Source organism: Sporofaciens sp. St.21A7, from assembly GCF_059728535.1.
On record NZ_BAAGFN010000001.1, the window covers coordinates 508361 to 520793 of the forward strand.

12 protein-coding genes are annotated in these 12433 nt (G+C 45.0%); 10 read left to right on the plus strand and 2 right to left on the minus strand.

Annotated elements, in window-relative coordinates:
* Nucleotides 1–75: 75 nt before the first annotated feature.
* The 8 genes from AC6I3O_RS02425 (at nt 76) to AC6I3O_RS02460 (ending at nt 7772) form a co-directional block, all read left to right on the plus strand.
* Nucleotides 76–2811: an NYN domain-containing protein gene (locus AC6I3O_RS02425; protein WP_497849557.1), complete on the plus strand. Its 2736-nt coding sequence runs from the start codon at nt 76–78 to the stop codon at nt 2809–2811.
* Between the two features lie 101 nt (nt 2812–2912).
* The gene (locus AC6I3O_RS02430; protein ID WP_497849558.1) at nt 2913–3293 is read left to right on the plus strand and encodes a hypothetical protein; all 381 of its coding nucleotides are present in this window, start codon (nt 2913–2915) and stop codon (nt 3291–3293) included.
* 15 nt (nt 3294–3308) lie between these two features.
* Nucleotides 3309–4076, plus strand: a complete 768-nt coding sequence (locus AC6I3O_RS02435) for an ImmA/IrrE family metallo-endopeptidase (RefSeq protein WP_497849559.1) — start codon at nt 3309–3311, stop codon at nt 4074–4076.
* Complete coding sequence (locus tag AC6I3O_RS02440) at nt 4066–4710, plus strand: hypothetical protein (RefSeq protein ID WP_497849560.1); 645 nt, start codon at nt 4066–4068, stop codon at nt 4708–4710. The genes AC6I3O_RS02435 and AC6I3O_RS02440 overlap by 11 nt, the downstream gene beginning before the upstream one ends.
* A gap of 324 nt (nt 4711–5034) precedes the next feature.
* Complete coding sequence (locus AC6I3O_RS02445) at nt 5035–5160, plus strand: hypothetical protein (protein ID WP_497849561.1); 126 nt, start codon at nt 5035–5037, stop codon at nt 5158–5160.
* A 40-nt stretch (nt 5161–5200) separates the two neighbouring features.
* Nucleotides 5201–6232, plus strand: coding sequence for a methionine ABC transporter ATP-binding protein (locus tag AC6I3O_RS02450; RefSeq protein ID WP_497849562.1), 1032 nt, complete (start codon nt 5201–5203; stop codon nt 6230–6232).
* Nucleotides 6225–6884, plus strand: coding sequence for a methionine ABC transporter permease (locus AC6I3O_RS02455; RefSeq protein ID WP_497849563.1), 660 nt, complete (start codon nt 6225–6227; stop codon nt 6882–6884). Before AC6I3O_RS02450 ends, AC6I3O_RS02455 begins: the two co-directional genes overlap by 8 nt.
* A 24-nt stretch (nt 6885–6908) precedes the next feature.
* A complete protein-coding gene (locus AC6I3O_RS02460; RefSeq protein ID WP_497853407.1) occupies nt 6909–7772 on the plus strand; it encodes a MetQ/NlpA family ABC transporter substrate-binding protein in 864 nt (287 codons plus the stop codon).
* A 114-nt stretch (nt 7773–7886) separates the two neighbouring features.
* On the opposite strand, the gene AC6I3O_RS02465 is transcribed toward AC6I3O_RS02460, so the two are convergent.
* Nucleotides 7887–9713, minus strand: a complete 1827-nt coding sequence (locus tag AC6I3O_RS02465; RefSeq protein ID WP_302144327.1) for a transposase — start codon at nt 9711–9713, stop codon at nt 7887–7889.
* 347 nt (nt 9714–10060) lie between these two features.
* Here AC6I3O_RS02465 and AC6I3O_RS02470 point away from each other — a divergent pair, with 347 nt between their 5' ends.
* Nucleotides 10061–10741, plus strand: a complete 681-nt coding sequence (locus tag AC6I3O_RS02470) for an ATP-binding protein (protein WP_497849564.1) — start codon at nt 10061–10063, stop codon at nt 10739–10741.
* Between the two features lie 22 nt (nt 10742–10763).
* On the opposite strand, the gene AC6I3O_RS02475 is transcribed toward AC6I3O_RS02470, so the two are convergent.
* Nucleotides 10764–11297, minus strand: a complete 534-nt coding sequence (locus AC6I3O_RS02475) for a GNAT family N-acetyltransferase (RefSeq protein ID WP_497849565.1) — start codon at nt 11295–11297, stop codon at nt 10764–10766.
* A gap of 244 nt (nt 11298–11541) precedes the next feature.
* On the opposite strand from AC6I3O_RS02475, the gene AC6I3O_RS02480 reads away from it, so the two are divergent.
* Nucleotides 11542–12429, plus strand: coding sequence for a helix-turn-helix domain-containing protein (locus AC6I3O_RS02480; RefSeq protein WP_497849566.1), 888 nt, complete (start codon nt 11542–11544; stop codon nt 12427–12429).
* The last annotated feature ends 4 nt before the right edge of the window (nt 12430–12433 follow it).

Genomic DNA, 12433 nt, shown 5'->3' on the forward strand with positions numbered 1-12433 from the left:
TTAACTTATCGACGAACGCCCCTTTCTGTGCTATGATAATAAAAGTATTATCATAGCACAGAAAGGGGCATTTTTATGGCCGTTCCATCAGAAAAGAAACACATATGCATAGGAATGCTTGCCCATGTTGATGCAGGCAAGACAACATTATCTGAGAGCCTCCTATACCTAAGCGGCAAGATCAGGGAGCTTGGCCGTGTAGACCATAAAAATGCATATCTTGACACCTATGAGCTGGAACGCAGCCGTGGTATCACCATTTTCTCGAAACAGGCGGTGTTCACTCTCGGAATGAACCAGGTAACACTCCTTGACACCCCCGGGCATGTGGACTTCTCTACGGAAATGGAGCGCACGCTGCAAGTGCTGGACTATGCAATCCTTGTTATTAACGGGATGGACGGCGTACAGGGCCATACCCGGACGCTCTGGAGTCTTCTGCGGCGATACCATATTCCGGTCTTCCTTTTCATCAATAAGATGGATCAGGCAGGGACGGACCGTGAAAAGCTTCTGGAAGAGCTAAAGACCCAACTGGACGGCTCCTGCATTGCTTTCGATGAAGAAGCGGAGATTCTTCATGAAGAGCTGGCGATGTGCGATGAGGCATCGCTTGAGGAATATCTGGAAAACGGCGGCCTGCAGGAAGAAACCATCCTGAGGCTGATTGCTGACAGGCTTGTATTCCCATGCTATTTTGGTTCGGCATTGAAGCTTTCCGGCGTACAGGAATTTATGGAAGGGATGGAACGTTATATGCATGCAGATGCCGTGAGCAAAGAGGCGGATGAAGACGGGGCAGAACGAAACGCCAGGCAATGCTTTGGCGCTAAGGTCTTTAAAATATCCCGGGATGGGCAGGGAAATCGGCTGACTCACCTGAGGGTCACGCAAGGTTCCTTAAAAGTGAAGGATATCCTTTCGTCCGGTTCAGACGCTTCGGAACCTTGGGAAGAGAAGGTGAATCAGATCCGTATCTACTCCGGGGAGAAATATGAGGCGGTTCCGGAAGCGGGAACCGGGTGTGTCTGCGCCGTGACAGGCCTTGACCACACATATCCGGGCGAAGGGCTGGGAACGGAAGAGGCATCCCAGTCTCCGGTACTAGAGCCAGTGCTGAGTTACCGAATCCATTTGCCGGAAGGATGTGACGCTCATATCATGTTGCGAAAACTCCGGCAGCTTGAGGAAGAAGATCCTATGCTTAGGATTATGTGGGAGGAAGAACTGGGGGAGATATATGCGCAGCTCATGGGGGCGGTGCAGATTGAAGTGCTGCAGAGCATGATTCGGGAGCGTTTCCATACGGAGGTAACATTTGACACGGGAAATATTGTATACAAGGAAACTATAAGGAAGACTGTAGAGGGGGTCGGGCATTTTGAGCCGCTCCGCCACTATGCGGAAGTCCATTTGTTATTAGAGCCGGGTGGACCGGGGAGCGGGATGGTACTGGAAGCGGATTGCAGCGAGGATGTGCTGGACCGGAACTGGCAGCGGCTAATCCTGACTCATCTGGCAGAACGGGAACACCGCGGGGTTCTGACCGGTTCGGCAGTCACGGATATTAAGATCACGCTGATTGCGGGGCGGGCGCATCTGAAACATACAGAGGGCGGAGATTTCCGCCAGGCGACTTACCGGGCTGTCAGGCAGGGACTTATGCAGGCTGACAGTATTTTGCTGGAGCCGTATTATGATTACCGTCTGGAATTGCCGTCAGAGATGGTGGGACGAGCCATGACGGATATCCGGAAGATGTGGGGGGAGTTTGATTCTCCCAAGCTGGATGGGGAGTCTGCCGTGCTGATCGGGAAGGCCCCGGTGGCGACCATGCGGGATTATCAGATGGAGGTTAATGCTTATTCGAGAGGAAGGGGGAAGTTAAGCTGCACCTTCAGGGGGTATGAGCCTTGCCATAATGCGGAGGAAATCATAGAAGAGAAGGGATATGACCCGGAGGGGGATTTGGAGAATCCGACGGGGTCGGTGTTCTGCGCCCATGGGGCTGGTTTTGTTGTGCCGTGGAATGAGGTGCCGGAGTATATGCATATTGAGAGTCTGCTTGAGAAGAAGGCAAGACAGGAGGAGGATATGCAAGAAATGAGAGGCAAAGCGAATAATACCGGCAGAAGCCGTCGGCAGAATTTCAGCGCAGAGGAAGAGAAAGAATTAGAAGAAATATTTATCCGCACTTATGGAAAGGTTGAGCGGAAGATGCCTCCGGAGTCTAAGACAGTCGCCAGTGTACCGGAGAAAAGACGGTGCAAGAAGGAAGATGCTGTACAGGAATTTCTCCTGGTAGACGGATATAACGTGATATTTGCATGGGACGACTTGAAGGAGCTTGCGAAGATAAATATCGAAGCGGCGCGGAATAAACTGATGGACATCCTGTGTAATTATCAGGGATTCCGGAAATGCGTAGTTATTCTGGTATTTGACGCCTATAAAGTGGAGGGCTATGCGCTGGAAATCCAGAAATATCATAATATCCATGTGGTTTACACAAAAGAGGCGGAAACGGCAGATCAGTATATTGAGAAGGTGGTACACCAGATTGGGAAGAAGTACCATGTGACTGTGGTAACGTCAGACGGCGTAGAGCAGGTTGTCACTGCAGGGCAGGGCGGTACGCTGATTTCTTCCCGGGAATTTAAGGAAGAGGTGGAGCTTGTCCGGCGGCAGATTCGCAAGGAGTACGAAAGCAGGAGAGAGACAGGGAAGAATTATCTGTTTGACCATATGGATGAGAAAATGGCGGAAGAGATGGAAGAGGTGAGGTTAGGGAGGAAGGATAAAATAGAATAAAAAAGTTGTTGAAAATGTGAGTAAAATCTGTTGCATATTTGAAAATAATGCTATAATACTAATAGATAACCTAATGTGTATATGTAGATGGAGGGATCGTTATGGCAGATATTTATAGATTTGTTACTAAATCGAATAATCGCCGCCCAGTATATACCAGTTATGAATTAGGCAAGATGGTAAGGGATAAAAGGAAAAGCAGTGGAATGAATTTCGCTGAATTTGCGAATAAATACGAAATTACGGAAAGGATGTTGTTGCAGATTGAGACGGTAAGTTGTAGTTTCTCGCCTAAAATCTACAAGATCTGCGGCAGTATATTAGGCTTATCTTCGGAAGAACTGCTTGCGGAATATGTTGATGATGTAAACGCGGCAAATTACCGTACAAAGGATAATGGAGTTGGCGTACATGCTACATTCGAGATAGCGAATGATATTTTTAATGAAATAATCATGCAGAGGAAAATCGGAATAAATTAGCGGGGCGGTGTTTTTTTGAAGAATTTGACAGAGGATGAAAAAGCAAAGCTATACGAAGAAGTTTACCCAATTGCTTTAGGATTTAGAAGCTCTTTTATTGGTAATCAGGAAATAATAAAAGATACATTCAAAACGATAGAGCAGTTGGGTTTTTTGCTATTAAGGTTTCCGGCGGTCGGTGGCGATACTTCTTTAGGAGGATTTACAATACATAAAGAGCCATATGATTGTATTTATATTAATAGCAGACAGAACCTTGGCCGGCAATATATGTCATGCTGGCATGAGTGTTATCATGCATATACCAAGGAAGGAAGCGGGATTAGTTACATTGCTTCGGTCAAGCAGGATTCTGTTGAATATAAGGCAGATTTATTTGCTGGTATGATTTTGATGCCTACGGATAGTGTAAGGAAATATATAAAGTATCACAACATTTCTTTGCAATATTTGAGGCATGAAGATATTATTCGTATGCAAAACTACTATAGGGTTGGATATTCAGCAATGCTGCTTAGGATATTGCAAATATATCCGGAATATAAGGCATCTTTACAAAATCGGTTTGCGATTGCAGCGGGCACTCCGATACAGAGAGAAAAACTTGAGAAGAAGACATTAGCCGTACAAGGCGATTTGCAATTAATTCGTGCCACGAATGATATTTATTTACCAGATACATTTATGGAGGATATCTCTTTTAATATTAAAGAAGGAAGAATCTCTAAAGAAAAGGCATATGAACTTTTAAAAGTCATAGATGGGCTGAAAAATGATATATAATGAAATTGATTTAGCGAAATATCCCATTTGTGATACCGATATTTGGATTGATGCGGTTCTGGCGGATTTGGATAGTGCTTTGGTTCATAAATATCATAGACTTATAGTGGCGGATGTTGTAGAAAAAGAAATATTAAAGTTCAGGAAAAATGATAGGTTTAAAATAATTGCAGAGAAATTTCTCACATATAAAAAAGGCAAAAAGATAATTGTTATTAATCATAGCGATATAGAAGAAGAGGATCGGAAGTTTTTAGAAAAACAATTAGTAGAATGTGATAATCGTTTTGAGACTGGGTTGGCAGATGACCCGCACGAACGACATAAAGGTGAGATTGTATCTGCAATTTATGCAGAATATTTTGAAATTCCCTTTTTGAAGAGTAACGACGGGGCTTTTCATGAAGGAAATATGGGACGGGTTGCATTTCCCGATTTGACTGTGAAAAATCTTAGAGACATGTTAGAAGATCTTGTCCTCGATAAAGCAAAAAGACGGGAATGTTATCAAGTGATTAAGGATAACAGGGAATTTATGGAGGAAGGAAAAAGGCTCTATGAAGAAAAGAAGAACAAACCGGTAACTGAGCGCCAAGTACAGGATTTACTGAGTAAACTAAGAAATAGAATCTAAAAAGAGAGATATAATATTTTTTTAACACTTGACATTTCTTACGAATTGTTCTAATATACTATAGAACTGTAATGAAATAAAGTGTTTATGTTTACAAGAAAGGAGAACCAGATATGAAGGCGACATTTCATCAGAATATGTTTCAGGATATGATGATGACAGGCTGTGTTGATATGTGCATGATGTGCATGATGAACATGGCTTATTAGTGTATGCGTCTGAATATCTGATTTTTGACATACTATTGTTATTTGGGTAGAGTGTAAGGAGCAGGTACGGCGTGTACTTGTTCCTTTTTTGTGCGCAGACCCGTGCAGGGGAAATATGCCGCACGGGCCGCGCGGCGGGGAGGGGAAGATGGCTCTTCCCTACTCGATTGTTTCAGAGAATCAGATGTCAGGCAAATATCATTTTGCCATGAATGGAAAATGTACGGATGCATGCAGCTGAATGGTTGCGAGAATACGAGAAACAGAGAGGAGAAAAGCAGATGGCACAGATTGAAGTAAGGCATCTTACGAAGACATTTACTTCAAGGGATGCAAGGGTTGATGCATTGAAAGACATCAACCTTGAGATTGAACAAGGAGATATCTACGGAATTATAGGTATGTCAGGCGCGGGCAAGAGTACGTTGGTGCGGTGCCTGAATTATCTGGAACAGCCCACAGAGGGCGAGGTCTTGGTAGAGGGCAGGGAACTGGGAAAAATGTCGGAGAAGGAGCTTCTGAAACAGAGAAAAGACATGGCGATGATTTTCCAGCATTTTAACTTGCTGATGCAGAAAAATGTAGTGGATAACGTCAGCTTCCCTCTGTTGATTCAGGGGACCAAGAAGAAGGATGCGCGTAAGAGGGCAAAGGAACTGTTGGGAATCGTGGGGTTAGAGGAGAAAGCGTCAGCCTATCCGGCGCAGCTTTCCGGCGGGCAGAAGCAGCGCGTCGCCATCGCACGGGCGCTGGCGTCAGACCCGAGAATCCTGCTCTGTGACGAGGCAACCAGCGCGCTGGATCCCCAGACCACAGCGTCTATCTTAGAGCTTTTGAAGGATATTAACCACCGTTTTGGAATTACGATTGTGATTATCACCCATCAAATGTCAGTAATCCGTAAAATATGCAGCCATGTGGCGATTATGGCGTCGGGTGAGATTAAGGAGTATGGGCTGGTGGATGAGATTTTCAGCCATCCAAAGACGAAAGAGGCGCGGGATTTGATTCTGAAAGATGTGGAAGGCGAAGGGGCGGCAAGCCTTGCAAAGCCCCAGGACAGGCTGATGGATGCGAAGAAGATCCGTATTGTATTTTCAGAGAATTCATCCTTTGAGCCGGTGATTGCCAATATGGTACTCAAGACAGGAAGACCTGTGAATATCCTGAGGGCGGATACGAAGAACGTGGGTGGAATCGCCAAGGGTGAGATGATTTTAGGGCTTCCGGATGATGAGAAGCTTCAGAAGGAGATTGAGGATTATATCTGTGCGCGGGGATTGGAGATTGAGGAGGTGACAGGGGATGTTTAGCAGCGAAGTAATTCAGATGTTAATCAAGGGAATCGGTGAGACACTGTACATGACGCTGGCGTCCACATTGTTTGGATATCTGTTCGGACTGCCTATGGGGATTCTGCTGACCATATCCGACAGAGAAGGAATTAAGCCCAATGCAGTTCTCTATAAGATTATGGATGTAGTGGCAAATATTGTGAGGAGCGTTCCGTTTTTGATTCTTTTGATTGTGCTGATTCCATTTACACGGCTGATTGTGGGGAAGAGTTATGGATCTACGGCGACGATTGTACCCCTTGTGGTGGCGGCAGTTCCCTACATAGCTCGTATGGTGGAGTCGTCCCTTAGGGAAGTGGATGCAGGCGTGATTGAGGCGGCAAGGTCTATGGGCGCGTCTACGTTTACGATTGTGACGAAGGTTTTGCTGGTGGAGGCGCGGACGTCCCTGATTGTGGGCGTAACGATTACTCTGGGGACGATCCTCGGGTATTCTGCAATGGCAGGAACGGTGGGCGGAGGCGGCCTTGGAGATATTGCGATCCGCTACGGATATCACCGCTACGAGGTCGGGATTATGTCGGTGACGGTCATTTTATTAATCTTGCTGGTGCAAATATTCCAGACGGTTGGTATGAAGCTGTCTGTTCATTTAGATAAAAGAAAGTAAAAAAGAAAATGGAGGAGATGTATGATGAAGAAAAGAGTATTGGCGGTATTGTTGGCAGGAGTGTTGGCAGCAGCGGCTTTGACAGGCTGCGGCGGTTCTGATAAGGGTGGAGATTCTGGTTCTTCCGGTTTTGAATCCGGTTCATCTTCGGAAACCAAGGAGATTAAGGTGGCGGCGTCTGCAACGCCTCACGCCGAGATTCTGGAAGAGGCGAAAGGGCTTCTGGAAAAGGAAGGCTATCAATTAGATGTGACTGTATTTAATGATTATGTTCAGCCGAATGAAGTGGTGGAGAGCGGCGATTTTGACGCAAATTATTTCCAGCACATCCCATATCTGGAGAGCTTCAATGAAGAGAAGGGGACGCATCTGGTAAATGCAGGCGGAATCCACTATGAGCCGTTTGGTATCTATCCGGGAACCAAGAAGAGCTTGGATGAGCTGAAAGAGGGGGATGCCATTGCTGTGCCCAACGACACGACCAATGAGGCAAGGGCGCTTTTGCTCCTTCAGGATAACGGCGTAATTACGCTGAAAGAGGGCGCAGGATTGAACGCCACGGTGAATGATATTGAGGAGAATGTGAAGAATGTCGAGATTGTAGAGCTTGAGGCGGCGCAGGTGTCCAGAGTTGTAGGCGAGGTCGCGTTTGTGGTATTGAACGGGAATTATGCGTTAGAGGCAGGATATTCTGTGAAGTCGGACGCCATCGCTTATGAGAAATCCGATTCTGAGGCGGCGAAGACTTATGTGAACGTCATTGCAGTCAAAGAAGGGAACGAGGAAAACGAGGCGGTTCAGGCGTTGGTGAATGTGCTGAAATCGGATGATATCAAGAAATTCATTGATGAGGAGTATGACGGGGCTGTGATTGCGTTTGAAGAATAGGATATAGATGTGATAGCGAATGAGGAGCCGGCGGGAAAGAAATATTTTCCGTTGGCTTTTTCTGTATTTCAATTTGCCAAAGGAGTTCACCCCCCCCAGATTGTCCGAAAACCCTTATTTTCTGCGGTTTGTAGCCATTTTTAGCATCAAAAATGCCAGATATATTTCTCTCGAAATAAATATCTGACCTTGACAACTGAATAAAGTGTATATTGGGTTATACCAGCAGCATCCTGCCGCCATTAACTCCATCATCTTTTCAAATCCTAATAGGTTTTTCGCTCGTTTTATATTGTATCCCAGGCACATGAGCGCAAACTCCCCGGTCACTTTCCTCAGGCCTCTCAGAAGAAAGTAACTGAATCCCATCGCTCTTTTTATTGTCCCAAACGGATGCTCTGACAAACACATTCGCTCTGCCGTTTTCTTTCTGTCAGGTTTTAGGAAGAACCTCACCACTTTCTGTTTCTCAAAGTGATATTTCCCGTTTTTGACGCCCTGCTTACCTGGCATACTTCCCTCGGCTTCCAGCCAATCTTTGCACGGCTTCTCCAGACAGTCTTTCGTGAAGTCTATTTCTTTCCACTCATTTTTGCCCTTGTAACATTTATTCCTGTTTGGGCAATGCCGGCATGCGTTCTTATTTGCGTATCTGATGTTCCCGTTTTTCTTTATACATTTCTGGCGGAGGATTTCTCCATTCGGGCAATACACGAGATTCCTCTCCGGGTCCCTGACAAAGTATCCTTCCTTTGCCCTCTTCATCATTTCTTCGGGTGTCCCGTAAATTGACTCTGAAACTCCCTCTGTCTCTGGCTCGTCACTGACTTTCCTTCTTACTTCAATAACTTCTATATCTGTTATGACATCCTTGTAAGCTTCAGGAATTACGCCGGCATGCAACGCCTTTTTTAACCCTTCCGGGTCTGTGCTTTCTGTATCTGCATCAGCTGCTCCTTCGTACGGTATCTCAAGTTGATACCCGTCTTTCCCATCATTGGTTATAACATGCGGGATAATCCCGTCTTCAAGGCACTTTATCATGTCCTCTTCACTTTCATATCCCCTGTCGGCAACTGCCTCGATGACGCCTTCCGATTCTTCCCTTACTTCTTTAAGCGTAGAATCCATAAGCCCGTGGTCTGTCACCTGGTTTGTCATTTGGAAATCACGGATTAAATGTGTTTCAGAATCAACTGCTGTCTGTGGGTTATACGCTACCGCAAAACCATTCTTACTCTTCATCAGTTTTGCATCTGCATCCGTAAGTGACATCTGCGACTGGCCGCTTTCTTCCATGAGCTTTTGATAGCCCTCATATTTTGCAAGGCGCTCTCGGGCTTCTTTCACCTTTTCTTCTACCAGCTCTTTTGTAAGTTTATCGGGATCTTCTTCAAACCCTTCCTCCTTATCTGCATCATCAAGGATACGGAGGTACTCTTCAATGTGGCCATTAAGCCACTTGATCCTGTCATCCAGCTTGTTTTTTGTAAAGTTATTATTCTTGGAATTGCAGGCATTGAACTTGCTCCCATCAATGGAGGTAAACCCCCACTCTACTGCTCCGGAAAGCCGCTTGTTAAACTCGTGAAAAATCTTTTTGAGGCTGTCTATGTTATCCTTCCGGAAGTCAGATATGGTCCGGAAATCAGGTTCGACTCCGCCAAGCATCCACCTGACCTCTACATTTACTTTACAGCTCCTCGCCAGTTTTCTGGAGGATTTGATCCCATTATCGCTTCCATAAATGTAAAGCTTGAAAAGGCCCTTCGGGTCATACGGCGGCCTACCTTCCCGGGACATCTCCTTCACACCAAAATCTGAAAGGTTAAGACTATCCACAAATGCATCTATAAGCCTTGCCGTACTATCCGGATCAACCATGGAATCCCATGTAGTCACCATCATTTGGTCTCTGTCAAATCCCCGTACATAATCCATCAATATCACCTCAAAATGTAGTATTCCCAACACTTGTATTATACTACGTCTGTTGGTATGCAGCCAGAATTTTATACACTTTATTCAGTTGTCAAGGTACGCATTCTTCTATATAAGTCATCTGCCTTTATGACAGATATCTCTACCATGATAGTTATATCAGATTAGACTGGGTTTTCGGACGGTCTGCCCCGATTTAGCAACAAACTTTCATTGTGCAGACATAGACGATATGATATCATTATGTATATCAAGTTTAGCTATGCTATAGCTAAACAGCGGAAAACATGAAAGGTTGGGAAATCAGAAAATTCTATGTCAGTAAAAAGGAAAGAAGGTGATGATTTATGACAATAGAAGAAATTATGTCCGGAGAATCAGAATATCTCGAATTCAAGCAGATGGTACCGGAAAAAAGCGAAACTTATATGAAGACGGTGGTCGCGTTTGCAAACGGCCACCCGTCAAGCATTCAGGTCGCAGTGTATGATAACCGGGTGGAAGTGACTTCTCCTGGGATGCTGTTCGGCAGCCTGAGGCTGAAGGATATCAAAGAAGGTATTTCGATACCTAGGAATCGCGCGCTGGTGTATGCTTTTACCTACATGAATATTATGGAGCACTGGGGAAGTGGGATTCCAAGGATTATCAGACGGTGCAAAGAACTTGGGATGGAAGAGCCGGAACTAATGGAAATTGCCGGGAACTTTCGTATCAATTTATTTCGGCTTCCTGATAAGTCCAGAATTGGCAAGAGTACAGGGAAAGTGCTGGAGAGTACGGATAAAGTAATGGAAAATACGGAAAAGTACGGAAAAGTACGGATAAAAAGTACGGATAAACTGAATGACAATCATAAAAAGTTAATTCAATATATAGAAGAAAGGGGAACGATAACAAATAGAGAAGTCCAGAGTCTGCTGAATGTCAAGGATTCCCGTGCCTTGAAGATTCTAAAGGAAATGGTCGAAGCTGGCATACTGAAAAGAGAAGGGAAATTAAAGGGAAGCTGTTACAAATTGAAATAATCTTTCAAATCAAATCGTTAAGCTATAACGAATATTCCAACTGGCAGTCATAAGGTTCTGCCTCTACATGTGTCTGGTTATACTCCTGTGCCTCCACGCATCCCATAGCGCGGTAGAAGCCTTGTGTTTCAACGGCGGAATGAGCCGAAATATACAGTTTTCCGGCGCCGTGTTCCTTCGCCCATTTTCCTGCCGCAAGGAAGAGCTTCTTCCCGATTCCCTTGCCCCGCATATCTGCAGAAACATGGAGGCTGGTGAGGTCAAGATAGTTTCTGGCAGTCCCGGACAAAGCAGACTCTACGGAAGCGAAACCTTTCAGTTTACCATCGCAGAAGAATCCATATACGAGTCCTCCCGTGGCGGCCGTGTTTTTCAGGCATGCGATCAGAATCCCATAATCCGCTTCTGACCAATCGTCGATAAACGGGTCGTCTTTTATCACCCATTTTCCGCCATCCCGCCGCCAACATTTTACAACCTTCTGGCGGCGGATAAAATGACTGAATAAATCGCGGCATATTTCATTTTCGGTTAATTCTCGGTATTGTGCATCCATTGTATTGTCCGTCCTTTTTCATGATTCCTGTAAACTTCAGGATGGTTTTATTATATCGAATATTTGTTCCTGTGTAAAGCGTTTGCATCGTTTTTTAGGCGTATTTTTGGACGCGCAACTCAAAGTTTACATGGATTTCCTCAAAAGCAACATGAAATTTATAGATTTTACAGGGGGAATATTATAAGATAGACCCAACCTGAAGCGCGTAAAGGAAATTCAAAGAGAGAAAAGGTGAAGAATTATGAGTTTATTTGGAGATAACCTTCTATACTATCGGAAACGGAATGATATGACACAGGAACAGCTTGCGGAGCGGTTAGAGGTATCCAGACAGACAGTTTCTAAATGGGAAGCAGGGACATCTTATGCAGAAATGGAAAAATTGCTGCAATTATGCGATTTATTTTCGTGCAGCCTTGATACCCTTCTTAGGAAGGATGCCAGTAAGTCTGAGATAGAAGACAATCAGCAGCACCGAAAGCATATGAAAGAATTCCGGAGATGGATAACCTGCGGAGTCGCGGTATTAATCTTTGACGCTGCTTCCTATGAATTGCTGGAAGGATGGGGGAGAGTCAACGAAACAATGCAGGATACTCTTTTTATGATGATTGCCATCGTAGGTATTCTGATTCTGGTGGTACAAGGACTGAAGGATTCTGACTACCGGAAGAAGCACCCGGTGATTCAGGTATTCTACACGATGGAAGAGAAGGAAAGATTTGACAGCCATTTCCCCGCAAAAATGGCGTCAGGGGTTGGGGTGGTTTTGATTGGAATGCTGGTGGGGATGAACGCGGAAAGGCTTCCTTTGCCTTCTGGTATGAACGAAGAATTTTATTACGGGATATTTCTGCTTTTGGTTGCCGTAGCCGTATCCATTTTTATTTACACGGGAATGCAGAAGCAGGAATATGATGTGGAAGCATACAACCGGGAAAATGATCCCAATGCAAATAAGAAAAATACGCTTGTGGCAGTCTGGTGCGGTTGTATCATGCTTTTTGCTACCATCCTATTCCTGATTGCCGGGCTTGTGTTCCATCTATGGGAAATCTGCTGGCTTGTCTATCCTATCGGCGGCATGCTCTGCGGAATGGCCACATTGATTCTGAACAGGCAGAAGTAAGAAA

Bases quoted from the DNA above. Each gene is read 5' to 3' on its own strand.
- AC6I3O_RS02425 (WP_497849557.1), top strand. From the start codon at position 76: ATGGCCGTTCCATCAGAAAAGAAACACATATGCATAGGAATGCTTGCC.
- AC6I3O_RS02430 (WP_497849558.1), top strand. From the start codon at position 2,913: ATGGCAGATATTTATAGATTTGTTACTAAATCGAATAATCGCCGCCCA.
- AC6I3O_RS02440 (WP_497849560.1), top strand. From the start codon at position 4,066: ATGATATATAATGAAATTGATTTAGCGAAATATCCCATTTGTGATACC.
- AC6I3O_RS02445 (WP_497849561.1), top strand. From the start codon at position 5,035: ATGCCGCACGGGCCGCGCGGCGGGGAGGGGAAGATGGCTCTTCCCTAC.
- AC6I3O_RS02450 (WP_497849562.1), top strand. From the start codon at position 5,201: ATGGCACAGATTGAAGTAAGGCATCTTACGAAGACATTTACTTCAAGG.
- AC6I3O_RS02455 (WP_497849563.1), top strand. From the start codon at position 6,225: ATGTTTAGCAGCGAAGTAATTCAGATGTTAATCAAGGGAATCGGTGAG.
- AC6I3O_RS02460 (WP_497853407.1), top strand. From the start codon at position 6,909: ATGAAGAAAAGAGTATTGGCGGTATTGTTGGCAGGAGTGTTGGCAGCA.
- AC6I3O_RS02465 (WP_302144327.1), bottom strand. From the start codon at position 9,713: ATGGATTATGTACGGGGATTTGACAGAGACCAAATGATGGTGACTACA.
- AC6I3O_RS02470 (WP_497849564.1), top strand. From the start codon at position 10,061: ATGACAATAGAAGAAATTATGTCCGGAGAATCAGAATATCTCGAATTC.
- AC6I3O_RS02475 (WP_497849565.1), bottom strand. From the start codon at position 11,297: ATGGATGCACAATACCGAGAATTAACCGAAAATGAAATATGCCGCGAT.
- AC6I3O_RS02480 (WP_497849566.1), top strand. From the start codon at position 11,542: ATGAGTTTATTTGGAGATAACCTTCTATACTATCGGAAACGGAATGAT.